Consider the following 22,898-nt stretch of genomic DNA (forward strand, 5'->3'; position numbering starts at 1 on the left):
AGTCACGTCAAGTGCATCGCAGGCCAGGTGTTCGTCGGCCCGATCGGCGGCGCGGAGGAAGAGGAGGGATCGGTGACAGTTCGGCTTCAGGACGTCGCAGCGGCGGCGGGGGTGTCGACGGCGACAGCGTCGAAGGCCCTCAACGGGCGCGGCGACGTCAGTGAGACTGTCCGTCGAAAGATCACGAAAGTTGCGGAGGAGATGTCGTACGCACCGCGGCCGCGATCGCGGCCCGGCAGTTCGCATCCGCGGCTGACGATGGTCTTCGACCACTTCAGCAGCCCCTATGCCGTGGCGATCCTCAACGGGGCCATCCACGCGGCCAAGCGGGCCGGCGTCGACCTGGTGACCACCTGCATCGAGGGCGAGTCGGTCGGCCACGACGTCATGTCGATGGCGTGGCTGCGCGACCTCGTGAAAGACGGGGTGGCCGGCCTGATCGTCGTCACGACGTCGCTCGACGACGCCACCGTGCGCTGGTGCCGCAGGAACGCGCTGCCGCTCATCGCCGTCGACCCCGCCTCGCCGAACCGCGAGCACGTGGTGTCGATCGGCTCCACCAACTGGCAGGGCGGCAAGCAGGCCACCGACCACCTGATCGGGCTGGGGCACCGGCGGATCGGCATGGCGTGCGGCCCCGGCGACTCCGTCCCCGCGGGCGAGCGCCTCCAGGGGTTCCGGTCGGCGATGCAGTTGGCGGGGCTGGCAGTGGACGAGTCGCTGGTCGCGGGCGACGGGTTCACGCCCGAGGTCGGGCGCGTCGCCGCGCTGCGCATGCTGCACTCGGAGGATCCGCCGACGGCGATCTTCGCGGTGTCCGACGACGTCGCCCTCGGCGTGCTGCGGGCCGCGGAGGAGCTCGGGATCGGCGTCCCGGGGCGCCTCAGCGTGATCGGCTTCGACGACACGTCGGCGGCGTCGTGGATGTCGCCGCCGCTGACGACCGTCCGCCAGCCGCTCGGCTCCATGGGCCAGGTCGCGGTGGAGCGCGTGCTGGCGCTGGCGGGGGATTCCGAGCGGTTCGCCCACCCCTTCCAGTTGGAGACGCGGCTCGTGGTCCGCGAGTCGACGGCCGCGCCAGCCTGAAGGAGGGCCGCGGCGGATGCCGTCTACCCGGGCAGTTTCTCCTGCGCGGCACGCTGAATCGGGGTGGGCACCCGGTCGCCGAGTCGGTTGAGGAAGTCCTTCACCGCGTCCGGGGCGGCGCCGCCCGCGTGTTTGAGGGCGGTCCCGACCGGCTTGGCGACGAGCGGATCGGGATCGTGCAGGAGGCGCTCGGCGATTGTCAGGAGATCCGCGATCCCCTCCGTGTCCGGAGGGCGCGTATACGCCAGGGGCGCCGTGATCGCCGTGCGGCGCCGCAGCGGATCCTCTGATTCCGCGAGGGCGAAGAGTGGGCGCCGCGACCGATCGCGGAGGTAGTCGCCGACGACGCGCGGCGCGGCGCGGTCGACCATGTCCCATGCGTCGATCCGATCATGGCGTGCCAGATACAGTTCGTAGCGGTCCGCGCGCTCCGCCCCGGTCGCCCCGCGGGCGCGCACAGCGAAGTCGAGAATGCAGAAGGCTGCCAGACGCGGTTCGTACGCGGGCTCGTCCAGCAGCTCGTCCACCTGGGCCAGCGGTAGGCCGGTGAAGCGCTTGGCGATCCCGAAGAGCGTCCCCATGCGGACACCGAGTACCGGGCCGTCGCCGCGGTAGTGACGATTGGGGTGGGTGCCCGGATCGGCAACGGATTCGAGTTCGGCCAGCAGGTCCGCGGCGTTCATCGGCGCCTCCTCCCTAGGCGAGGTCGCGCAACTGGCTGACGAGGTTGGTGGCACGCTCGAGGTTGACTGCCATCTGCTCGCGCTTGGCCGCGACCTGCTCGGTGAACCCGCGCAGCCGGTCGCGGGCGGCGTCGTCGTCGGGGTCCGCCTCGGCGGAGTCGATCGCGTCGAGGATGCCGCGCATCTCCTCCAGCGAGAAACCCAGCGGCTTCAGGGTGCGGATGGCGAGCATGCGCCGCAGGTCGCTCTCCGAGTAGACCCGGTAGCCGCCCTCGGTGCGCGAGGCGGGGAGGAGGCCGACGTCGTCGTAGTGGCGAATGGTGCGCAGCGAGAGGCCCACGGCCTCCGAAAGTTCGCCGATCTGCATATCTCTCCTCGTCTCGAGTGGAGCGGGGCCGGATGGTGGCGTCCGTCACATTCCTTCAACCCTAACGTTACGTTAGGGTACGCTGGTTTCTGCCTGCCGGTGGCAGCTTCTGCCGTGAACCAGTGAAGCAGGCTCCATTCTACGAACTTCCACCACATCGACGTGGGCGGGCCGGCCTCGATCGGACCGCCCACGGCTGCGCGCCCTGCGGTCCCCGCCGCACCAGAAGAGGAAAGGCACGAATGTCTACGAAAGCCGCGTCCGCCGAGATGACGCCGATCGAGCGGCAGTCGGTCCTGCGCACGCTCCGATCGCCGCGTCTGCTGAAGACCGAGGTGCTGGCCGGCCTCGTCGTCGCCCTGGCCCTGATCCCGGAGGCGATCGCGTTCTCGATCATCGCCGGCGTCGACCCGCGGCTCGGCCTGTTCGCCTCCTTCACGATGGCTGTCACGATCGCCTTCGTCGGCGGGCGCCCGGCCATGATCACGGCCGCCACGGGTGCCGTCGCGCTGGTGATCGCGCCGCTGGTGGAGTCGCACGGCATCCAGTACTTCCTGGCCGCCGTCATCCTCGCCGGCATCCTGCAGATCGTGCTCGCCCTCGTCGGCGTCGCCAAGCTGATGCGTTTCATCCCGCGTTCCGTCATGGTCGGCTTCGTGAACGCGCTCGGCATCCTGATCTTCTCCTCGCAGGTTCCCGAGCTGATCGGCGTGCCGTGGCTGGTGTACCCGCTGACGGCGCTCGGGCTGCTGATCGTCTTCGGCCTGCCGAAGCTCACCAACGTGGTCCCGGCCCCGCTCGTGGCCATCGTCGTCCTGACCCTGATCACCGTGCTCGCCGCCATCACCGTCCCGACCGTCGGCGACAAGGGCGACCTGCCCGAGTCCCTTCCGTCCCTGCTGATTCCGGACGTCCCGTTCAACGTCGAGACGCTGCAGATCATCTTCCCGTTCTCGCTGGCGATGGCCTTCGTTGGCCTGCTCGAGTCCCTCATGACGGCCAAGCTCGTCGACGACATCACGGACACGCACTCGGACAAGACCCGCGAGTCGTGGGGCCAGGGCGTCGCGAACGTGGTCGCCGGCCTGTTCGGCGGCATGGGCGGCTGCGCCATGATCGGCCAGACCATGATCAACGTGAAGGCCTCGGGTGCCCGCACCCGCATCTCCACGTTCCTGGCCGGCTTGTTCCTGCTGATCCTGGTCATCTCGCTGGGTGACCTGGTGGCGGTCATCCCCATGGCGGCGCTCGTCGCCGTCATGATCTTCGTGTCGATCATGACCTTCGACTGGCACTCCATCATGCCGTCGACGCTCAAGCGGATGCCCAAGTCGGAGACCATAGTCATGCTGGCAACCGTCATCGGCACGGTCGCCACGCACAACCTGGCGATCGGCGTCGGTATCGGCGTGGTCATGGCGATGATCCTCTTCGCCCGCCGCGTCGCGCACTTCGTGACCGTCAAGCGCTCGGTCGCCGGCGAGGGCGACGACGCCGTGGCCACCTACGTGGTGGACGGCGAGCTGTTCTTCGCCTCCTCGAACGACCTCTACTACCAGTTCGAGTACGCGACCGATCCGGACAAGGTCGTCATCGACATGCACGCCTCGCACCTCTGGGACGCGTCGACGATCGCCGCACTCGACAGCATCCAGGAGAAGTACGAGCACTACGGCAAGGACGTCGAGGTCGTCGGCCTCAACGAGGCCAGCGTCGAGATGCGCACGCGCCTGGCCGGAAAGCTCAACGCCGGCGGCCACTGATCGCGCCGGCCACCGCCAGCGACGACGCCGAGGGCGCCCGCACCGGAGAACCGGTGCGGGCGCCCTCGGCGTTCAGTCCGCGAACAGTTCGGGCAGCTTCTCGAGGGCGCGCTCGAACTTCCACTTGTCGCGGAAGACGCCCACCACCTCGCCGTCGGGACGGTAGAGCAGGTCGGTGCCGAAGACCTGCTTGAGCGATTCGACGTTCGGGCCCTTCAGAGGGCGGGAGAGCTCGTAGGGGAGCAGCTCGTCGTAGGCCGTTTCGACGCCGAATTCGCGTCGCAGGCGCTCCTTGACGACCTCGAACTGCAAGTCCCCGACGGCACCGAGTACGGGGCCGCGCGGGCTGCCGTCCGGCGTGCGGAACACCTGCACGGTGCCGTCCTCCTCAAGCTGCGCGATGCCCTTGGCGAAGCGCTTCTGCTGGCTGGAGTCCGTGAGGCGGATGACGCGGAAGCGTTCCGGGTTGAACCGGGGCATCGGCGGGAACTCGACGCGCTTGCCGGAGTGCATCGTGTCGCCGATCTTCAGGCCGGTCACGTTGACGAATCCGACGATATCGCCCGGCCACGAGAGCGCGGCGGTTTCGCGTCCGCGCCCTACGAGGTGGTGGGCGTACTTGGAATTCAGGGGTCGCCCGGACTGGGCGTGGCGGATGTCCATGCCGCGCTCGAAGGTCCCGGAGTTCACCCGGACGATCGCGATCTGGTCCCGGTGGGCCGGGTTCATGCCGGACTGGACCTTGAAGACGTAACCGGAGAAGTCGGCCGTCAGGGCGCGGTCGTCTCCCGTGACGGCGGTGCGCGGCGACGGCGCGGGCGCGTGGGCTGCGATAAAGTCCATGACCGCCCGGACGCCCAGGTTGCTCGAGGCCGCGGTGAAGAAGACGGGAGTCTGCTCGCAAGCGGTGAAGTCCTCGTCGTCGAAGGCGCCGTTGAGTTCGCGGGCGAGAAGGGCGTTCTCGCTGGCGGCCGACCAGGCGCCGGGCTCGAGCCGCTCGTCGCTCGCGCCCTCGACGACCTCCTCGCGGGCCACGCGCGCCCCCGACTGCGTGGCCTCGTGCCACGTGTAGGTCTCCTCGCCCGGAGTCGTCAGACCCTGGAAGGCGCTGGGCAGGCCGACCGGCCAGTTCACGGCGACCGGGGTGCGGCCGGTCGCGTCCTGGATCTCGTCGAACAGCTCGAGCGGCTCCTTGCCGGGCCGGTCGCATTTGTTGATGACGGTGATGACGGGCAGGTCGAGGCGGCGGCAGGCGTCGAAGAGCTTGCGCGTCTGCGGTTCCATGCCCTTGGCGGCATCGATCAGCATGACGGTGAAGTCCACGGCCATCAGCACCCGGTAGGTGTCCTCGGAGAAGTCCGAGTGCCCGGGGGTGTCCAGGAGGTTGATGACCTTGCCCGCGAAGTCGAAGCGCAGCGCCGAGGAGCTGATGGAGATTCCGCGCTCGCGTTCGACGTCGTTCCAGTCGGACACCGTGGACTGCCGGCTCGCCTTGCCGTGCGTGACACCGGCTTCGTCGACCACCCGGGCCTGCAGCGCCATCGCCTCGGTCAGGGTGGACTTGCCGGCGTCCGGGTGAGAGATGACGGCGAAGGTTCGGCGCCGCGCGGTTTCGGTAGCGGGTCCGGCGTCGCCGCCGGCGGGGGAGTCAGTGTTCAGCACCCTCCAACGCTACCCCTTGCGCCGGGCGGCCGCCGGATCGTGTGGTGGAATGGCCGTATCCGCAACGCGCGAGGGGGAATCGTGGTCAGGCTCTACGGGCACGTGATCGGCGTCTGCTTCGGCGCCGCACTGACGGCCCTCGTCTTCTCGGTGGCGTTCGGGGTGCTCGTCTCAATCGCGCTCGCCGCACCCTTCCTGCTGGCCGGCACCCTGGCGACGCTCCTCCTCCGCGACCTGCCGGCGCGCCGGCTCAGCTGGCGTCAACTGAATGTGGTGGTCGGCTTGACGGTCGCCGTCCCCGTCGCGACGTGGCTGCCCGACCCCTGGTGGATGGCGGCGGGCGTGGCGCTCGGCGTGTCCGGCTATGCGGCCGTGGTGGTCTTCTGGAACCGGCAGGCGGACCAGCCCGAACCCGAGGATCCGCTGGCCGTCTTTGGCCCGCGCACCGGGCCTCCGGCCTGAGTTTCCCGCTACGGGGGCCGGGTGTAGCGTGCTGTCCATGAGCACTCACGACTGGGCTCCGCTCTGGGAGCAGCTGGAATCCGACCGCCCGAGCGACGCCGCTCTGCTGCGCGCGCCCACCCTCGAGGTGGGCTCGCCCCGGAAGCTGCCGGAGGAGTACGCGCTTTTCGAGGCCCCGCTGGCGGACTACGACGTCGTCGAGCTCACGCTCTTCGACCGCCCCGTCGCCCGCGGACGGGTCGCGTACGGTGACGGCTTCGCCGTCGTCGCGCCAGTTCTTCCCGTGCACGACGACGACGCGCTGGGGCCTGAGCACATCGGCGCCGTCGTCGAGCGCCTCGCGGACAACGCACACGGCGAGGGCGCCGAGACCGTCTACGCCCTGGTGGCCGCTGACGCCGTCGAGCACTACCGGGAGTTCGGCTTCGCCGACGCAGATTGAGGCGGCGCTGACCGACTCGCGGCCCGGGGCGTGGGACCGTCTTGACTCTCACACTGTGGCAGATGGGAGAACAGAAGCATGTTGTCCATCGGAGCGTTCGCGCGTATCGGCCAGGTCAGCCACCGCATGCTGCGGCACTGGGATGCGGCCGGGCTGCTGGTGCCTGCGCGCGTGGACGAGTTCACGGGGTTCCGCTCCTACGACCCGTCGCAGCTCGAGCGGCTGCACCGGATTGTCGCGCTGAGGCAGCTCGGGTTCGGTCTGGAGGACGTCGCCGATTTCCTCGAGGAAGGCGTCGACGCCGCCCGGATGGAAGCCCTCCTGCGCGCACGGAGGGCCGACGTCGAACGCGACTACCGGATCGCCGCGGCCCGGCTCGTGGACGTGGAACACCGGCTCCGCCTCATCGAAAGGGAGAAACACATGTCCACCGTCGAATTCGTCGAGAAGTCGCTGCCGCCGCTGCGGCTGGCCGCCGGGACCGCCGTCGTTGCGGAGCAGCCGGAGGTCGCCGGCGTCGTCGGGCCGCTGTTCGACCGGGTTGCGTCCGTCATCGGGTCCACGCCCGGCGCGCTGGAAACCCCGATCGCGCAGTACGACATGAGCGAGGAGGGCCTGCGCATCACCGCAGGGTACGTCTACACGGGCGGGCCGCGCGAGGGCGTGGAGATCGTCGAGCTGCCGCGCGTCGACCAGGCCGTGTGCGCGGTGCACCTGGGCGAGATGAGCCGCATCGCCGAATCCTGGCAGGCGATCCACGCTGAGGCGATCGCCCGCGGGCTCGCCGCGTCGGGGCCGTGCCGGGAGCTCTACCTGCGCGCTGACGGCGAGGACCAGTCCGGCTGGGTCACCGAGCTCCAGCAGCCCGTGGCCCCGGTCTGAGACACGCCGCCGGAGGAGTCGACCGTCCGGAGGCCTACCCCCACATCCACCAGATGGCGGTGCAGGTGGCCACCATCAGGATGAGGTTGAGTGGGGCCCCCACCTTCGCGAAGTCGGTGAACTTGTAGACGCCGGTGCCGAACACCATCGCGTTGGTCTGGTAGCCGACCGGCGAGAGGAAGCTGGTCGATGCCGCGAACATCACGGTCAGCGCTACCGCCAGGACCGGGATGTCGAGCGCCGTCGAGAGCGCGACACCGACGGGGACCAGAATGACCACGCTCGCATTGTTGCTGACGACCTCGGTGAGCACGGTTGTGACGACGTAGAGCGCCATCAGCACGAGCAGCGGATGCCACCCGGTCGCAGCCGAGGCGAGCACCTCGCCGATCCACTGCGCGCCACCGGACTTCGTCATGGCGATCCCCAGAGGGATCACGCCGGCCAGCATGAAGATGATCTCCCACTGCACCCCGCTCGTGAGGTCCTCGGCCGTGATGCAGCGGGAAACGGCCATCAGGACGACGCCGGCCAGCGCCGTCACCACGATGGGCAGCGGCGTGAGCGCGGCAGAGAGGACGACGGCGAGCATGATGGAGCCGACCAGCCACATTCGGCTGCGGTCGAATTCGTCCTCGAACTCGCTCAGCAGCACGAGGTCCGGCCGGCTGCGAAGCTGCGGCAGGTCCTTTTCGGCGGCCTCCAGCAGCACGATTTCGCCCACCCGCAGCTTGGTGTCCGCCAAGCGGGTGTCCTGCGTGCCGGAACCCTCGAGGCCGATGGGCCGGGCACGGTAGCGCCGCCAGAATCCGATGTCGGCAGAGCGGCGGCCGTTGAACAGCCAGCGGTTGCGCACCACCGCGCGCACAAGGTGCCCCTCCCGCGCGTGCCCGTAGTTGCCGTCCATATCGCTCGCCACGTGTACGTGATCGCTGGCCACGAAGTCGGCCACCTGACGTGTGGTCGCGTGGACGGTGACGATGTCGCCGTCTTCCAGCGGCATCGTCGCGGCAGGTTCGCTGTCGTGCCGAGTATCGCCTCTGGTGAGGCCCAAGATATCGGCGCCGATGTAATTGACGTTGTCAGCATCGGCCAGCGTGTTCCCGACGAGTTCACTGCCGTGCGGGATGCGCAGTTCGACGACGAACTGGGCGTCCTCGTCCGTTTCGCCGCCGCCCAGGTCGCGATTCGGCAGGAGGTGCCGACCGACAGTCACGAAGTACAACAGGCCGATCACGAGAATGAGTAGGCCGACCGGGGCGAATTCGAACATGCCGAGCGGGCGCCCGAACTGCGGCAGGTCCGCCAGGATGGCCACCGCCAGAATCGACGTCGAGGTGCCGATGACGGTGAGCATCCCGCCGAGCATGCCGAGGAAGCTGAGCGGGATGAGCGCTTTGGATGCTTTCAGGCCGATGCGTCGAGACAATTCGATGACGAAGGGGATCGCCACCGCCACTGCGGCAGTGTTGTTGACGAAGCCGGAGATGACGCCGACGAGCCCTGTCACCACCAGCAGGAAGCGGACCTCTGAATCGCCGACGAGGGGGACGATTTTGCGCCCGAGGACGTGCATCAAGCCGGACCGTTGAATGCCCGCGGAGAGCAGGAACATCGCCATCACCGTCACGGTGGCGGGATTGGAGAGACCGGAGAGCCCTTCCTCGACCGTCGGGAAGCTGCCGGCGAAGTCGAGCCCGGTGTCGCGCAGCCACGGCAGCTCTCCGATGAACGGGACGCAGATGACCAGCACCATGATGCCGAGCGAGGTGACGTAGAGCGGGAGCTTCTGACTGGCGAAGAAATACAGCGCGACCGCGATGATGGCGAAAACAACGGAGATCTCGACTGTCATGAAACCTGAGAGTAGCAGTGACCCGGCTCGCCCTACTCAGGATGAAGAACTCTCCTGAGCCTCGGCCGGCGCCACTGGACGGTGCCGGACCGGAGCCGAACACAGCGCAGCGGCCGCTCACCCGGAAAGGGTGAGCGGCCGCCGTCGTGAGTTCAACCCAACCCGTTGGCCGGGAGGGGACTACTTCCCGTTGTTCTCGTAAACGTCCGGGATGCCGTCCTGGTTGGCATCGACGGCCGCCTCGCGCTCGACGCGCTTGTAGTGGCGGTTGCGGGAACCGAGCAGAATCGCGGCCAGGATGGCGGCGAGCAGCGAGGCGGAGAGGATCGCCACCTTCGCGTGGTCGTTGTGCGGGCTCTCGAGGCCGAAGCTGAGCTCTGCCACCAGCAGGGAGACCGTGAAGCCGATGCCTGCCAGCAGGCCGACGCCGAAGAGGTCGATCCACTTGATCGACTTGTCGAGCTCGGCGTTCGTGAACTTCGCCATCAGCCAGGTCGTGACGAGGATGCCGAGCGGCTTGCCGAACACCAGGCCGGCGACGACGCCGATCGTGACGGTGTCGGTCAGCGCGGAGACGAAGCCCTCCGCGCCGCCGATCGCGACGCCCGCTGAGAAGAAGGCGAAGACGGGGACCGCGAAACCGCTCGAGATCGGGCGCAGGTGGTGCTCCAGATCTTCGGCGAGACCGTGGGTCGCGCCCTTGTCCTTGCCCTTCTGACTGACGAGCACGGGGACGACGAAGCCGAGGACGACGCCGGCGATGGTCGCGTGGATGCCGGAGGCGTGGAGGAGCGCCCAGGCGATGAAGCCCAGCGGCAGCAGGATGACCCAGGCGGCCCACTTGCTGGTGCCGAAGAAGTGACGGAACTTCTGCGCCAGGAACGCGTAGATGATCACGGGGACCAGGAAGAGCAGCAGCGGGGCGATCTCGATCTCATCGGTGTAGAAGATCGCGATGATCAGGATGGCGATGAGGTCGTCGACGACGGCGAGCGTCAGCAGGAAGATGCGCAGCGGCGACGGCAGGTGCGAGCCGATGATCGCCAGCACGGCGACGGCGAACGCGATGTCGGTCGCCGTCGGGATGGCCCAGCCGTGCAGGGCCGTGGCTGAGCCCATGTTGATGAGCGCGTAGATCCCGGCCGGGATCACGACGCCGCCGACAGCGGCCATGACGGGGACCATCGCCTTGGATGGTTTGCGCAGGTCGCCCGCGACGATCTCCTTCTTCAGCTCGAGTCCGACGAGGAAGAAGAAGATGGCCAGCAGGCCGTCCGAGGCCCAGTGGCCCAGGCTCAGGTCCAGGTGCAGCGACTCGATGCCGACGTGGAAATCGCGCAGCGAGAAGTAGGAGTCCGCGGCCGGTGAATTGGCCCAGATCAGCGCGATGGCGGCGGCGGCGACCAGCAGCATGCCGCCGACTGTCTCCTTGCGGAGGATCTCGCCGATGCGGCGGGACTCTGAGTACGTGCCCCATCCGATGAGCGGCCGGGAGGTCCCGTCCTCTTGCGGCGGCGTGGGCTGTGGCGAATTTGCCATATGAGAGTCAGTCCTTTTGGGGTCGATGAAAATTGTGCCGACCAGTCTTCCCGGCTCACCACCATCCATTCTAGGGGAGGCAGTGGCGCCGACCTCAATTAAGCTGGGTGGGTGAACCCTTCCGAGATCTCCGAGACGCCCGAGGGCGCCGCTGCCGCGGCTGCACCCGCTTCCACGACGACGCCGGCGCAGCCGCCGGCCCCCGAGGTGGGCGTCGGGCCATGGGAAGGCGAATGGCCCGACGGGGAGCACTGGGACCCCGACCTGCTGCGTGAGGGCGACCGGCGCAACGTGCTGGACGCGTACCGCTACTGGAATCATGACGCGATCGTCGCCGAGCTGGACACGCGCCGGCACGAGTTCCACGTCGCCATCGAGAACTGGCAGCACGACCTGAACATCGGCACGGTGGTCCGCACTGCGAACGCGTTCCTGGCCAAGGAGGTCCACATCATCGGACGCCGGCGCTGGAACCGGCGCGGCGCCATGGTGACGGACAAGTACCAGCACGTCCGCCACCACCCGACGGTCGACGAGTTCGTCGAGTGGGCGCGCGGCGAGGGGCTGGCCATCATCGGGGTCGACATCTTCCCGGACTCCCAGCAGTTGGAGACGTACGATCTGCCGCGCAATTGCGTGCTCGTCTTCGGGCAGGAGGGCCCCGGACTGAGCGAGGAGGTCCATGCTGCGGCGGAGACGACGCTCTCGATCGAGCAGTTCGGTTCGACCCGATCGATCAACGCGGCGTCGGCGGCCGGCATCGCGATGCACGCTTGGATCCGCCGTCACGTGTTCGGGCAGCGCACCAGCTGATTTCCCGGCCGCCCCTGCCGCGGTGCGGGCCCGTCCTCAGAACGGGCAGGGACGGAGGAACTCGACGAGGCGGTGCTCCATGCCCGCGACGAGCCGTGCGAATTCTTCATCCCTGCCGGAGGCCCGGGCTCTGCCGCGGCGGCGGTGCCCGAGGGAGGTGAGGATGAGGCCCGGCCCGTGCTTGAAGAGGTCCGTGCCCGGTTGGCCGGTGTCGATCTTGAGGGTGCGGGCGCGGATCATCGTGCTCAGCTGGCGCTTCGCCCGGTCGGGAACAGCGGCCCAGGGGGAGTCGGGCAGGGTGACGCGGCGTGTGCCCCAGAATGTTTCGACTTCGAGGGTGCCGTCTGGTTGCAGGTCGAAGGTCAGGAGTCCCCAGGACTTCAGCCGGTGGCATCTCTTGCAGAGACTCACGAGGTTCTCCAGCCGGGTCCTCCCGCCGTGCTGGAACTCGATCACGTGGTCGGGTTCGCACGCGCTGGCTCTCCGCCCGCAGCCGGGTACCCGGCAGGTCCGGTCCCGGAGCGCGAGGGCTCGGCGCATGGCTGCGGTGGGCCGGTAGGCGTCGGCGTCGAATCGGGTGATCTCGCCGCTCCAGGGATCCGTGACGACCCGCGTCCAGGTGCTCGACTGGGGTAGGAGCCGCTCCAGTTCGCTGATGTCGAAGGCCCCGAACCGCTCGGTCTCGGCCAGCCCGGATGTCGCCGCCGGGTGGTCGGCTGCGGCCCCGTCAAACTCGCCGGCGGCGGGTTCTGGGGTGGTCCCTGCGGAACCGCCTGCGCCGGAGTGGTCTGCGGCGGTGCGGTCCAGAGTGGCGAGCAGCGTGGCCGGGACGGTGATCGTGACCAGCGGCTTCACGTTGGCCAGACCGGCCGCTTCCGGGCCGGAGAGCAGCATGTCGACGAAGGCGTCGGCGCGGACCTGCCGTGCTGTCCGCGGTTCGCCGCCCTCTTCGGCGTCGTCCTCGAGGCCCCACTCGCCGAGGCCCTGTCCGTTGTCGTTCGCGTCGATCCGCGGAGTGCTCCCGGCGGCGGGGCCGTCCTGGAGGGCTGGGCGCGTGCGGGTTGCCGGGTTTGTCTGGGCGGCCGCGTACTCGGCCAGCCGGCGATCGATCGCCTCCGCGGCCGCCGTCGGAATGTAGGCGGTCAGGTAGCACATGCCGTTCTCGTCGGGTTCGACGGCCACGAACCTGTCTGCCCGCGCGCGGCCGTGCCGGACGCCGAACGGCTCGTCGAGTTCGCGCTCGAGGCGGCGCTTGCCGTGCCGCTCGAGTTGTCCCGGTGTCTTGCCGGTGGCACGATCCAGCACGTCGGCGCAGAAGCGGCGGCGCTGCGCCCGGCACTCGTCCCGTGCGGACTGGAGCGTCCGCTGGTGCTCCTCCACTGCCGCCGGATCGCCTTCATCAGGGGCCGCGACGTCGGCAGGCACGATCTTCGCCGCCAAGTCGACCACAGTGCGCGCGTGCGCCGGTCCGGTTTCCCCTGCTGCCAGCGCCTCGAGGACGGCGGGGACCTCGCCGACCAGCACCCGTGCGCGGGAGAGTTCGCGGGCCGCGCTCTGCCGGGCGATGCCGCGAACCGAGGCGATCTCCTGTGCCACCGCCTGCTCCGGGGCCGTCGAAGCGAGCCGGCCCGCGTTCACGGACCGGGCCATGCCCTCCGAGGACGCCGCAACCTCCTCGAGGTCGGCGGCCAGCGCTTCCTGCGCAGAGGTCTCGAGGCGGACGGCCGCTTCATACGACGCCGCCTCGGCGAAGCAGCGCAGCTGCTCTGCGAAGACGAGGAGGCCCTGCGGTCCCAGGCTCTCCGCCGCGACTTCCAGCGCCTTCCGTCCGGCAGGGGACGGCTCGTCGGGCGCGGCCGGCTCCAGGTCGAGGACTGCGTCCCCGATCCGGAACCGGAAGCGTTGCGAGTGGGCCATACCACCCATTATAGAAGATGTGTTCGATCAAGTGAAGAGCAGGGAGAGCCGATTGGATCCGTTTTCGAACCTCTTTACGGGGTGCACATCTGGGTCTAGTCTGTGACTCGGCTCACAGGTTACCCGCGAGTATCTTCACGGTGGAGCCGCCGGCAACGACGCCGCACCTCGATGACAGGAGTCCGCATGACCCGTTTCGAAACCCGCGCCCCGGACCGTGCACCCGTCCGCAGTGGAGGCGGCGCGTCCGCCCGCCGCCTCTCCATCAGCCTCACGGCGGTACTCGCCGCGGCGGCTCTCGTGGCCGCCGCAGGTCCCGCCCAGGCCACCGCCGACCCCGACGACCAGCAAGCCGTGACCGGCGAAGACCTGCAGCGCGAGGCGGCGCTCGAGAAGCTCGCCCGATCGGTCGACGGCGACTTCTACCTTCCTCCCTCCACACTTCCCGACGAGGACGGGGCCGTGATCCGCAGCGAGCCGGCCGAGTTCTACCTGGACCCGGTCCGGCTGATCGAGCCGGACGCGACGGTGACGCGCATCATGTACGCCTCCACGGACGCCCACGGCGATCCCATGGCCGTGACGGGCACGGTCCTGGTTCCCGAGAAGGCCTGGCGCGGCCCGGGCGATCGGCCGGTGGTCGGGTACGCGGCCGGCACCCAGGGCGCCGGCGACCACTGCGCCCCGTCCCGGCAGATGGCGATCGGGCAGGAGTACGAGGGCCCCATGGTGACCGCCCTCCTCGAGGCCGGCTACGCGCTGGCCCTCACCGACTACCAGGGGCTCGGTACCCCTGGCGCGCACAGCTACATGGTCCGCGCAGCGCAGGGACACGCGGTCCTGGACTCGGTGCGCGCCGCGCAGAACCTGGGCCTGACCGGCATCGACGCCGGAAATCCCGTGGCGCTGGTCGGCTACTCCCAGGGCGGCGGCGCCTCGGCCGCCGCGGCCGAGCTCGCCCCGGACTACGCCCCGGATCTGAACCTCAAGGGCGCGTACGCCGGCGCGGTCCCGGGCGACCTCCAGCAGGTCGCGGCGAAGATCGACTCGTCCCTCTACACGGTGTTCCTCCTCTTCGCCCTGTCCGCGCTCGACGCGCAGTACCCCGTCGACCTCGACTCCGTCCTCAACGACGCCGGCCGTCAGCGCCTCGCCGACGCCTCCGAGGCCTGCGTGGTCGACGGCCTGGCCGGTCACGCGTTCGTCGACACGTCCACCCTGACCTCGACGGGCGAATCCTTCACGGACCTGGTCGAGCGGGAGCCGTTCGCCCCGGTGCTGGCGGAGCAGCGGATCGGTGCGGGGCGCGCACCCGCAGTCCCGGTTCTGCTCTCCCACAGCGTGCTCGACGACGTCATCCCGTACCGCGCCGGGCGCGGAGTCGCCGAGCGCTGGTGCGCCAGCGGCGCCGTCGTCTCCTGGGAGACCACGGTCGCCCCGACGCACGTGGGCGGCTATGCGGCCGCCGTGCCGCGCGCGATGCTCTTCCTCGAGGCGCGATTCGCCGGCGTCCCGGCGTTCTCGAGCTGCTGGCGCCTCTGACCCGCGCCCACCGCACGGTACGACGACGGTGCGTTCCGTCGTCGTACCGTCCTGGGCGACGCTGCAACGGGGCGGGCTGCCGGGCGCCCGCGGACCGGCCGGTCCGTCAAGTAGGCGACCGCGCGCGAAACACGCCCGCCGGTGTGACGTCGCCTGCCCTAGGATGGTCTGCAGACAGTGTTGTCCCGACCTATTGAATTGCGAACGTCAGGAGACGGTATGCCCATCGCTACCCCGGACAAGTACAACGCCATGATCGATTCCGCGAAGGCCGGCGGATTCGCCTTCCCCGCGGTCAACGTGACCAGCTCACAGACCCTGAACGCCGCCATCCGCGGCTTCGCCGAGGCCGAGTCGGACGGCATCATCCAGGTCTCGACCGGTGGCGCCGCCTACTGGTCGGGCTCGTCGGTGAAGGACATGGTCGTCGGCTCGCTGGGCTTCGCGGCCTTCGCCCGCGAGGTCGCCAAGCAGTACGGCGTGAACATCGCCCTGCATACGGACCACTGCCCCAAGGACAAGCTGGACGGCTTCGTCCTGCCGCTGCTCGAGGCCTCGGAGGCCGAGGTCAAAGCCGGCCGCGACCCGATCTTCAACTCGCACATGTGGGACGGCTCCGCCGAGACCCTCGAGGAGAACCTGCGCATCGCCGCCGAACTGCTCCCGCGCTCCGCGGCCGCCAAGCAGATCCTCGAGGTCGAGATCGGCGCGGTCGGCGGCGAGGAGGACGGCGTCGAGAACGACATCAACGAGAAGCTCTACAGCACGGTCGAGGACGCGATGGCGACCGTCGAGGCGCTCGGCTCCGGTGAGAACGGCCGCTTCATCACGGCGCTGACCTTCGGCAACGTGCACGGCGTCTACAAGCCGGGCAACGTGAAGCTGCGCCCGGAGATCCTGGCCGACATCCAGAAGCAGGTCGGGTCCAAGATCGGCAAGGACAGCCCGTTCGACCTGGTCTTCCACGGCGGCTCCGGCTCCACCGAGAAGGAGATCGCCGATGCCGTCTCCTACGGCGTCATCAAGATGAACATCGACACCGACACCCAGTACGCCTTCACGCGCCCGGTGGCGGGCCACATGCTCGCCAACTACGACGGCGTCCTGAAGGTCGACGGCGACGTCGGCAACAAGAAGACCTACGACCCGCGCGTGTGGGGCGCCAAGGCCGAAGAGTCCATGGCCGCCCGCATCGTCGAAGCCGCGGGCCAGCTCGGCTCCGCCGGCAAGTCGATCAAGTAGGGCCGGTCATGAGCGACGCTCTCGGCAAGAACCTGCTCGGCATTCCGGAGACCCTCCTGCCGGAGGAGACGGACGTGGAGGCGAAGTTCGCCGCGGGCGAGGAAGCGGTGGACATCGCCGCGGCGCACCCGACGTCGTCCCTCGCCTGGGCGGTCCTCGCCGCGGAGGCGTACGACGGCGGCCACTACGTCGAGTCGTACGCCTACGCCCGCGTGGGCTACCACCGCGGCCTCGACTCGCTCCGCAAGGCGGGCTGGCGCGGACAGGGCCCGGTGCCGTGGACGCACGCGCCCAACCGCGGTTTCCTGCGCTCCCTCTACGCGCTGGGACGTGCGGCCGCCGCGATCGGTGAAACCGACGAGGTCGAGCGGATCAACCGCTTCCTCGACGACTCGGACCCGACCGCCAAGGCCGCGATCGAGGCCTGAGCCGCCGGCCGGCGTCGTACCGGCGCCAGCCGATCCTGCATCCTCCCCCTTCCGCAAGCACCGCGGAAGGGGGAGGATGTTTTTCATGGAGGCCATCACAGCACTCGAGGACGAGATCCTGATCCACCTGCCGGCGGCCCGCGTGTGGGACCTGCTGACCGACTGGACGGCCGCGCCGTTGTGGATGCCCGGCGTCGACAAGATGCACGCCGAGGGGCCCGCTGCGCCCGGACAGGTGCTGCGCTACGTGGCGGGCGAGCACGAGCGCAGGTTGTCCGTCGTGACGCTCGAGCCGGGCGGGGCGCTCACGTTGGCCACGGCATCCGATGGCGCCGACGTGCGCGTCGAGTACGGGTACCTGCTGGTCGCCGTGGGCGACCAGACCCGGATGCGGCTGCGTGTCGGAATCAGGGTCAACAACGACGGCGGCAACGCGGACGAGCTGCGGGAGGCACTGGTCGAGGCCGAGTCCGGCCAGCTCGAGGCCTTCCGGGCCTATGCGGAGAAGGCTCCGTAGGATCGCGCACCCCCATGGGGACTTCTCCCCATCGCTATATTCAACCTGATTCGTCTAATGTATGGAATCGGAGTTGGTTGATACGGCAGGAGGGTCCGAATGAGTTGGGAGCTCAACCAGAGCGCCGCGCAGGGCGCTGTCGATGGGACCAGGACGTCCTGGTCTGATCTGGACGGTCATGAGAACAAGATCCAGACGGCCATGAGCAACTGCGCGGAGGCCGCTGTTGAGGAGCGCATCTTCAATGCCTTGAACAAGCTCTACGACAATGCGGTCAACCCGTTGACCGTCACGATGATCAAGTCCGGCCGGGCCGCTGCGGACAGTGCGCAAGCCGTCATCAACGAGCTCAAAAACGCCAACGAGGAGATGACCGGCGAGTCCCAGCGGGTCGTCGCCGATGCCATCCAGGACTCCGGCAAGCTGCCCGACTACAATCCGGGTGAGGGGACGTCGACGACTCCCACCGTCGGCCCGCAGAAGTCAGGGGAGTACCAGGTATGACCTACGTCGTTCACTTTCCGTACAACTGGCCGGAGAAGATGCCGAAGCACTCCCAGTTGACAGACGACGCGCAGAAGCTCGGGAAGACGGGCGAAGACATTCTGACCGCCTACGACGACGCCGCGACCCAGTGGGGAGGACTGCCGAGTGCTTTGACAGTCGAAGGGGATGAAAAGCTTTTCATGGCCTTCACGACCAACGTCGCACCCTATGCCGATACGGTCAACACGTCCCTCACGGAGACCAAGAAGGCCCTGAAGGATTTCGCGGGCGAGGTAGAAGGCTTCAAGCCCCGGTGGCAGAACCTCAAGAGCGAGGTCGCGACGTACAACGCCCTCGAGGCCGAGCCGGACGTGGACGCGGACAAGGTGGACGGGGTGTCCTACCGGACGTACACCGAGAGCAACGACCTTTCCCAGCGCTTGATGGAAGCCCGTGACGACTACGTCGCCATGGTCGGCAGGTGCGTGACTGCCATCGAGAACGCTGATCCGTCGTTGGATCCCCTCTACACGAATTCGGGGCTCAAAGGTTTCTTGGAAGGGACCAAGAAGCAATGGAACCGAGCCCGAACAACCCTCCAGGTTGGGGCGGGCTTCAACGGGCACGACGGCAAAATCGGGTTCAAGTTCAATGCCGATAGCCCGGTCCCGACATCGATCACCGAGGTTATGCGCGGCCGCATCCCGAAGTGGTTGCCGGAGGATGTGAAAACCAAGCTCGAGAGCTACCTCCCCGAGAATCCCGCCAGGTACCAGGTGGCACCGGACGGCAGCGTCATGCGGTACGCCAATGGCGACCCGATCCCCGCATTCGTCTCATGGTCGGACCGGTTCCGGCGGTCCTCGGTCGGTCAGCTCATGAAGGACAAGTTCAATTGGCGGCTGCGTGGAGTGACTGACGCGACGGGCACCAAGACCCGGTTCCAGCTGAACACGAACATCAGGATGCCGGGCTGGGCGCAGCGCGGCAGCAGAGGCCTCCGTAAGGTCGAAGGCGCCGTCAAGAAGATCGAGGGCAACAAGTACGTCAAGGGCGCCGGCAAGGTCTTCGGAGTCGCCGAGGCAATCGGTGGGTACGCGGACGGATACGCCGAGGGGTACAACAACTCCTTGCGCGACCATCCGGACCGGACGCCGGGGGAGCATCAGAGGGAGGCGGCGACTAGCTCGGCCGTCCGCGGCACCACCGAGGTCGTCACGCAGGTCGCTTTCGGTGTCGGCGGGCGCGCAATCGGTACGGCTATCGGTGGCCCCGTTGGCGGTTTCGTGGGCGGTATCGTCGGCGATTACGTCGGCGGTAAGGTGGCACCACACGCCGCCGATATCGTCGACGCCTTCCGAACAGGCGGCTGGGAAGGCGGTGTCGACGAGATCAAGGAGAAGGGCGAAGCCTTCGTGGACGGCGCCAAGGATCTGGCGAAGAAGGCCGACCCGCGCAACTGGTTCTGACCGGCGCGGTCACCACACAGAGGAGCAAGAGGAATCGAATGGGAATGTCGACCGACGCGATTGTCTTCGCAGTTGTTGCACACCTCGTAGTCATCGCGTTCGTGACCCCCGGGTTCCGGGCTCTGACCGGGGCCCGGCGTGCTTGGACGGTCAAGCCGCCGTTCAACATCACCCAGTTGTCGCCGCGCAACACGTGGCCGTTCATGCTCGTGTGTGTGGCGGCAGCTCTGCTGCTGTCGACGCCGGCCACGTACTTCGAGGCCGTCGGCGACGAGGCCATGCGTCAGTTGTGGTGGAACCTTCCCTTCATCTGGATCCCGCTCCCCTTCATCATGCTTTCCTTCGTCTGGTGGCCGGCCAAGCTCGCGCCGCGCTGGTACCGCGAGTGGGTCGAGCGGGGAGGGCGGCGTGACGTCATGCCGTGGACCGATGCGGAGATCGCGGACGTTCAGGCCCTTCCTGAAGGGCGCCGAAAGAACAAGATCATGAAGGACATCGACTTGTGCCGTGGTCTCACGGCAGCCGAGAGGGCAGGGAAATGACAACGGTAACGGGCCGCAATGGTGTCCTCGCCATCGACATCGACGAGCCGTGGGTTGAGGGAGTCGTCGAGGACACTGTGGATCTTCTTGTCCACCTTCCCGCCGATCAGAATGGGAACTTCGCTCCCAACCTCGTGGCCCGCGCCTACCCGTTCGACGGTCTGGTCGATGAACTAGCCGGCCGGCTCGTCAGCTCTCTGCATGACAACCTCCACAAGGTGCAGGTCATCGACGTGCAGATGTGGCAGGGGCCCGAGACCCGAGCGGTCGTCTACTCGCACGTCTCACCGGCGTCGAAGACGCGCATTCGCTCAATGGATCTCATCAAATTTGAGGGGCGCGTAGCCATCCAGGTCACGATTTCCTCGAGTTCTCCGCAGTGGCCGGCGCTCCGGACGCATTTGGAAGAGGTCGCGAGGTCCGTCAGGGTCGTTGATGCCACGGCCGTCGAGACGCCGGCGGGGCCTGAGATCCAGTCGGAGTTCAATGTTCTCGACGCGCCATATGCCGAACAGGAGAGTGTCGAGGTCGTCGACTATTCGGGTGTCGCTGACAGACAGCCGTACCCGGTGGCGGACATGCCGACCGTCACAGATGCTGCGATGGACCTGTTGCAGCGCATGTCGGACGGCTACAAGATCGGACGCCTCGGTGCCGGCAAGGACACTGAAGCGCTGAGGACTCTCGAAGACGGCGGATTCGTCGAAGGGCAGTCCCTGACCGAGATTGGCGCGGCCTGTGCGGCACTGATGGACGAGGCCTCGGTGTCCTTGCACTGCTCGGCGACGCGCTCAACGGGCACGTCACAGCTTTTCGTATGGGCCGACGACTCTTTGGCCTTCGTCGTCGCGGGACGTGGTCCGGGCGCCGGACAAGAGGGGCCCGAACAAGGCACCTACAGCGCGTACGTCATTCCCCTTTACGAGGTCTCGACGAACATCGGCCAGTGGCTGGGACTGGCACCGGCATGGCAACTGGAGCTCGCACCGACCGTCATCGACGAGGGAACGCTCAATGCCCTGGTCATCCACGGCGAGCCCGCGCTCCCGGTCGGTGGCAACACGGCGTGGATCGATGCCGCCTCGCAACCGTGGGTCATGTGGACGCTGGAGGCGCGGAGCGAGGCGGGCGAGCTGGAACCGCTTACGTATTTCTCCGCCGGCCGCCGCGGCCAGTACCGCCCCGCCGACGTGGATCGGAACCACTACGCGCTGATTCCGCAGCCCACGATCACGGTCCAGGATCAGATCGAGGACCGCATCCAGGCCCTCCTCTTCGACCGCCCGGTCCAGATGGTCTGACCGTCCGGCGATGGGGAGTTCTCCCCATCGCCGGACCACGCCACCCCTGCCACGATGGTGGGGTCAAGGGCGCCGGAAGTCGGGAGTTGGGAATCATCGCGGTTTTCGGAGTACTCCTGCTCGTCGTGGGCGGCGCGTTCGTCGCGGCCGGCGTCCTCACCTACCGAGGCGCCTGGCGTCCGCTCAACGCCTACTTTCCCTGCTTGGGCTCCGGCATCCTCTTCATGGGGTGCGGGATCCTGCTGTGGGGTGGTCTGGCGGTGACTACCGGGACCCTGACGCGCGGCGGCACCCGCGAGCTCGTCTCGGCGCTCCAGTGGGTATTCAGCTTCGCCGGATTCGGCGCTTTCCTGCTCTTCGCTGCCGGCGTCTTCTTCGGCTGCGGCCACCTGCCCCGCCGGCTGCGCCCCCGGTGGATGACCGACGCGGACGGCACCACCGACCCCGTCGCCGACGGCGGATTCGCCGTCTCGCTGCCGCGCTGGTCCGCCGCGGCGACCGGTGCGACGCTCGCCGCCAGCCGCGGGCCGCTGCTCGCCCCCGAGGCCGTGGACTGGCTCCACCGGAACTGGTCGGGGCGCCGCTGGGCGCGTTTCGGCGCGACTGTGGCCGCCGCGCCCCTGCGCGCGCTCGGCATGGTGGACGACGACGGCCGGGCCGCACCCGAGGTCCTGCTCGCCTCCCAGCCGCTCCAGTCGGGCGCGACGACGGCGTACATCGTCGCATTCCAGCCCTGCCCGGGCGCGGCCGGGCCGCGCGCGGCCGAGATGATTCTGCGGCTGGGGGCGCGCAACGCCGTCGTACTGTGGCAAGAAGAAGCGCGGCAGGCGCAGCAGGGCGGCCTCGACGACGACCGCAGCCTCCGCCAGCGCCTGGACGCGCTGACCGGGTACGGCCGCCGGCGCGGGGTCGACGCGGCATACCGGGTGGACTTCGTCGTGCCCGAGGCGGCCGGCGCCTGGATCGCGGACTTCCTCGCCGCCACAGGGGGAGCGGGAGCGTCGTGGCGGATCTTCCTCGACCGCGACCAGTCCCTCTCCCTGACGCAGGGCGGGCACCACGGCGAGTACGTGACCGGGAGCGGGAGAACTGTCACGGCCGAAGGGCTCGGCCGGAAGCTCGACGCGACGCTGCGGGCCGCGCCCGCATAGAATCGACGGCGGCGCCGGACGATCCGCTGCCATCCAGTCGAAGGGAGCCGGTGGACGGTGGCGAAGCTCTATTTCCGCTACGGGGCGATGAACTCGGGCAAATCGACCGGCCTGCTGCAGGCGGCGTTCAACTACGAGGAGCGCGGCCAGCGGGTCCTGCTGGCCAAGCCGGCCGTCGACACCAAGGGCGACCGGACGATCGTCTCCCGGCTCGGCGTCTCCCGCGAGGTCGACTTCACCATCCATCCCGACGAGCCGGTGCGCAGCCTCTTCGCCAAGCACGCCGCCGGCGACGACCCCGATGCGCTGGTCACCCACGTCGACGTCGAGCCCGTGGCCTGTCTGCTGATCGACGAGGCGCAGTTCCTGACCCGCGAACAGGTGGACGACCTGTTGCGCATCGCGGTGCTCGACTCCGTCCCCGTGCTCGCCTACGGCATCCGCACCGACTTCCGGACCGACGCGTTCCCGGGCGCGGCACGCCTGATGGAGCTCGCGCACACCCTCGAGGAGCTCAAGACGATCTGCCGGTGCGGCCGCAAGGCCGTCTTCAACACCCGACGGGTCGGTGAGACGTTCGTGTTCGACGGCGACCAGGTCGCGATCGACGGGCAGGACGTCAGCTACGAGTCGCTGTGCGCGACCTGTTATCTGGAGGTTTCGGGCGGGCGACTCGGCTGATGGGACGCGCGGTGGTGCACCGCTCGTCGACCAATGTGCCGGAGCATCGCTCTACCTCTTGACAGGGC

22 protein-coding genes are annotated in these 22,898 nt (G+C 68.5%); 16 read left to right on the top strand and 6 right to left on the bottom strand.

Annotation, left to right across the window (positions count from 1 at the left end):
* Positions 1-72: 72 nt before the first annotated feature.
* The gene (locus tag IE069_RS00540) at positions 73-1,086 is read left to right on the top strand and encodes a LacI family DNA-binding transcriptional regulator (protein WP_189348155.1); all 1,014 of its coding nucleotides are present in this window, start codon (positions 73-75) and stop codon (positions 1,084-1,086) included.
* A gap of 23 nt (positions 1,087-1,109) precedes the next feature.
* Here the strand turns inward: IE069_RS00540 and IE069_RS00545 are convergent, their stop codons facing one another.
* Together IE069_RS00545 and IE069_RS00550 are read right to left on the bottom strand one after the other, a co-directional pair.
* Entirely contained in the window at positions 1,110-1,769 is a 660-nt protein-coding gene (locus IE069_RS00545) for a DNA alkylation repair protein (protein WP_189348156.1), read from the bottom strand.
* A gap of 13 nt (positions 1,770-1,782) precedes the next feature.
* Positions 1,783-2,136 (bottom strand): MerR family transcriptional regulator, encoded by a 354-nt coding sequence (locus IE069_RS00550; RefSeq protein WP_189348157.1) that lies wholly within the window; start codon positions 2,134-2,136, stop codon positions 1,783-1,785.
* 242 nt (positions 2,137-2,378) lie between these two features.
* On the opposite strand from IE069_RS00550, the gene IE069_RS00555 reads away from it, so the two are divergent.
* Entirely contained in the window at positions 2,379-3,899 is a 1,521-nt protein-coding gene (locus IE069_RS00555) for a SulP family inorganic anion transporter (RefSeq protein WP_189348158.1), read from the top strand.
* 72 nt (positions 3,900-3,971) lie between these two features.
* Here IE069_RS00555 and IE069_RS00560 read toward each other — a convergent pair whose 3' ends face one another.
* Positions 3,972-5,561, bottom strand: a complete 1,590-nt coding sequence (locus IE069_RS00560; RefSeq protein ID WP_229790849.1) for a peptide chain release factor 3 — start codon at positions 5,559-5,561, stop codon at positions 3,972-3,974.
* 81 nt (positions 5,562-5,642) lie between these two features.
* On the opposite strand from IE069_RS00560, the gene IE069_RS00565 reads away from it, so the two are divergent.
* The 3 genes from IE069_RS00565 (at position 5,643) to IE069_RS00575 (ending at position 7,347) form a co-directional block, all read left to right on the top strand.
* A complete protein-coding gene (locus IE069_RS00565; RefSeq protein WP_189348159.1) occupies positions 5,643-6,023 on the top strand; it encodes a hypothetical protein in 381 nt (126 codons plus the stop codon).
* A 37-nt stretch (positions 6,024-6,060) separates the two neighbouring features.
* A complete protein-coding gene (locus tag IE069_RS00570) occupies positions 6,061-6,465 on the top strand; it encodes a hypothetical protein (protein WP_189348160.1) in 405 nt (134 codons plus the stop codon).
* Between the two features lie 78 nt (positions 6,466-6,543).
* The gene (locus IE069_RS00575; protein WP_189348161.1) at positions 6,544-7,347 is read left to right on the top strand and encodes a MerR family transcriptional regulator; all 804 of its coding nucleotides are present in this window, start codon (positions 6,544-6,546) and stop codon (positions 7,345-7,347) included.
* Between the two features lie 34 nt (positions 7,348-7,381).
* On the opposite strand, the gene IE069_RS00580 is transcribed toward IE069_RS00575, so the two are convergent.
* Together IE069_RS00580 and nhaA are read right to left on the bottom strand one after the other, a co-directional pair.
* Complete coding sequence (locus IE069_RS00580; RefSeq protein ID WP_189348162.1) at positions 7,382-9,202, bottom strand: SLC13 family permease; 1,821 nt, start codon at positions 9,200-9,202, stop codon at positions 7,382-7,384.
* Between the two features lie 180 nt (positions 9,203-9,382).
* On the bottom strand, positions 9,383-10,741 hold the full coding sequence (gene nhaA, locus IE069_RS00585; protein WP_189348163.1) for a Na+/H+ antiporter NhaA: 1,359 nt from the start codon (positions 10,739-10,741) through the stop codon (positions 9,383-9,385).
* Positions 10,742-10,948: 207 nt separating this feature from the next.
* On the opposite strand from nhaA, the gene IE069_RS00590 reads away from it, so the two are divergent.
* Positions 10,949-11,554 (top strand): TrmH family RNA methyltransferase, encoded by a 606-nt coding sequence (locus IE069_RS00590; protein WP_229790889.1) that lies wholly within the window; start codon positions 10,949-10,951, stop codon positions 11,552-11,554.
* A gap of 36 nt (positions 11,555-11,590) precedes the next feature.
* Here IE069_RS00590 and IE069_RS00595 read toward each other — a convergent pair whose 3' ends face one another.
* A complete protein-coding gene (locus IE069_RS00595) occupies positions 11,591-13,471 on the bottom strand; it encodes an HNH endonuclease (RefSeq protein ID WP_189348164.1) in 1,881 nt (626 codons plus the stop codon).
* Between the two features lie 186 nt (positions 13,472-13,657).
* On the opposite strand from IE069_RS00595, the gene IE069_RS00600 reads away from it, so the two are divergent.
* The 10 genes from IE069_RS00600 to IE069_RS00645 all read left to right on the top strand — a co-directional run bounded on the left by IE069_RS00600 (position 13,658) and on the right by IE069_RS00645 (position 22,830).
* On the top strand, positions 13,658-15,013 hold the full coding sequence (locus tag IE069_RS00600) for a lipase family protein (protein ID WP_189348165.1): 1,356 nt from the start codon (positions 13,658-13,660) through the stop codon (positions 15,011-15,013).
* A 219-nt stretch (positions 15,014-15,232) separates the two neighbouring features.
* Positions 15,233-16,255 (top strand): class II fructose-bisphosphate aldolase, encoded by a 1,023-nt coding sequence (fbaA, locus tag IE069_RS00605; protein ID WP_189348166.1) that lies wholly within the window; start codon positions 15,233-15,235, stop codon positions 16,253-16,255.
* Positions 16,256-16,263: 8 nt separating this feature from the next.
* A complete protein-coding gene (locus IE069_RS00610; RefSeq protein WP_189348167.1) occupies positions 16,264-16,683 on the top strand; it encodes a DUF3151 domain-containing protein in 420 nt (139 codons plus the stop codon).
* Positions 16,684-16,768: 85 nt separating this feature from the next.
* Positions 16,769-17,200, top strand: a complete 432-nt coding sequence (locus IE069_RS00615; RefSeq protein ID WP_189348168.1) for an SRPBCC family protein — start codon at positions 16,769-16,771, stop codon at positions 17,198-17,200.
* Positions 17,201-17,299: 99 nt separating this feature from the next.
* Positions 17,300-17,704, top strand: a complete 405-nt coding sequence (locus tag IE069_RS00620; protein WP_189348169.1) for a DUF6507 family protein — start codon at positions 17,300-17,302, stop codon at positions 17,702-17,704.
* Positions 17,701-19,155, top strand: a complete 1,455-nt coding sequence (locus IE069_RS00625) for a hypothetical protein (RefSeq protein ID WP_189348478.1) — start codon at positions 17,701-17,703, stop codon at positions 19,153-19,155. The genes IE069_RS00620 and IE069_RS00625 overlap by 4 nt, the downstream gene beginning before the upstream one ends.
* 38 nt (positions 19,156-19,193) lie before the next feature.
* Complete coding sequence (locus tag IE069_RS00630; RefSeq protein ID WP_229790850.1) at positions 19,194-19,697, top strand: hypothetical protein; 504 nt, start codon at positions 19,194-19,196, stop codon at positions 19,695-19,697.
* On the top strand, positions 19,694-20,998 hold the full coding sequence (locus tag IE069_RS00635) for a hypothetical protein (protein WP_189348171.1): 1,305 nt from the start codon (positions 19,694-19,696) through the stop codon (positions 20,996-20,998). Before IE069_RS00630 ends, IE069_RS00635 begins: the two co-directional genes overlap by 4 nt.
* A gap of 86 nt (positions 20,999-21,084) precedes the next feature.
* Positions 21,085-22,149, top strand: a complete 1,065-nt coding sequence (locus IE069_RS00640; RefSeq protein WP_189348172.1) for a hypothetical protein — start codon at positions 21,085-21,087, stop codon at positions 22,147-22,149.
* Positions 22,150-22,206: 57 nt separating this feature from the next.
* Complete coding sequence (locus tag IE069_RS00645) at positions 22,207-22,830, top strand: thymidine kinase (protein WP_189348173.1); 624 nt, start codon at positions 22,207-22,209, stop codon at positions 22,828-22,830.
* Positions 22,831-22,898: the final 68 nt, after the last annotated feature.

Origin of the sequence: Zhihengliuella salsuginis (assembly GCF_014651715.1) — a bacterium.
In the GTDB taxonomy this organism is placed as follows: domain Bacteria; phylum Actinomycetota; class Actinomycetes; order Actinomycetales; family Micrococcaceae; genus Zhihengliuella; species Zhihengliuella salsuginis.

Bases quoted from the DNA above. Each gene is read 5' to 3' on its own strand.
- fbaA (WP_189348166.1), top strand. From the start codon at position 15,233: ATGCCCATCGCTACCCCGGACAAGTACAACGCCATGATCGATTCCGCG.
- IE069_RS00620 (WP_189348169.1), top strand. From the start codon at position 17,300: ATGAGTTGGGAGCTCAACCAGAGCGCCGCGCAGGGCGCTGTCGATGGG.
- IE069_RS00575 (WP_189348161.1), top strand. From the start codon at position 6,544: ATGTTGTCCATCGGAGCGTTCGCGCGTATCGGCCAGGTCAGCCACCGC.
- IE069_RS00555 (WP_189348158.1), top strand. From the start codon at position 2,379: ATGTCTACGAAAGCCGCGTCCGCCGAGATGACGCCGATCGAGCGGCAG.
- IE069_RS00625 (WP_189348478.1), top strand. From the start codon at position 17,701: ATGACCTACGTCGTTCACTTTCCGTACAACTGGCCGGAGAAGATGCCG.
- IE069_RS00630 (WP_229790850.1), top strand. From the start codon at position 19,194: ATGGGAATGTCGACCGACGCGATTGTCTTCGCAGTTGTTGCACACCTC.
- IE069_RS00610 (WP_189348167.1), top strand. From the start codon at position 16,264: ATGAGCGACGCTCTCGGCAAGAACCTGCTCGGCATTCCGGAGACCCTC.
- IE069_RS00550 (WP_189348157.1), bottom strand. From the start codon at position 2,136: ATGCAGATCGGCGAACTTTCGGAGGCCGTGGGCCTCTCGCTGCGCACC.
- IE069_RS00635 (WP_189348171.1), top strand. From the start codon at position 19,694: ATGACAACGGTAACGGGCCGCAATGGTGTCCTCGCCATCGACATCGAC.
- IE069_RS00580 (WP_189348162.1), bottom strand. From the start codon at position 9,202: ATGACAGTCGAGATCTCCGTTGTTTTCGCCATCATCGCGGTCGCGCTG.
- IE069_RS00595 (WP_189348164.1), bottom strand. From the start codon at position 13,471: ATGGCCCACTCGCAACGCTTCCGGTTCCGGATCGGGGACGCAGTCCTC.
- IE069_RS00615 (WP_189348168.1), top strand. From the start codon at position 16,769: ATGGAGGCCATCACAGCACTCGAGGACGAGATCCTGATCCACCTGCCG.
- IE069_RS00545 (WP_189348156.1), bottom strand. From the start codon at position 1,769: ATGAACGCCGCGGACCTGCTGGCCGAACTCGAATCCGTTGCCGATCCG.
- nhaA (WP_189348163.1), bottom strand. From the start codon at position 10,741: ATGGCAAATTCGCCACAGCCCACGCCGCCGCAAGAGGACGGGACCTCC.
- IE069_RS00600 (WP_189348165.1), top strand. From the start codon at position 13,658: ATGACCCGTTTCGAAACCCGCGCCCCGGACCGTGCACCCGTCCGCAGT.
- IE069_RS00570 (WP_189348160.1), top strand. From the start codon at position 6,061: ATGAGCACTCACGACTGGGCTCCGCTCTGGGAGCAGCTGGAATCCGAC.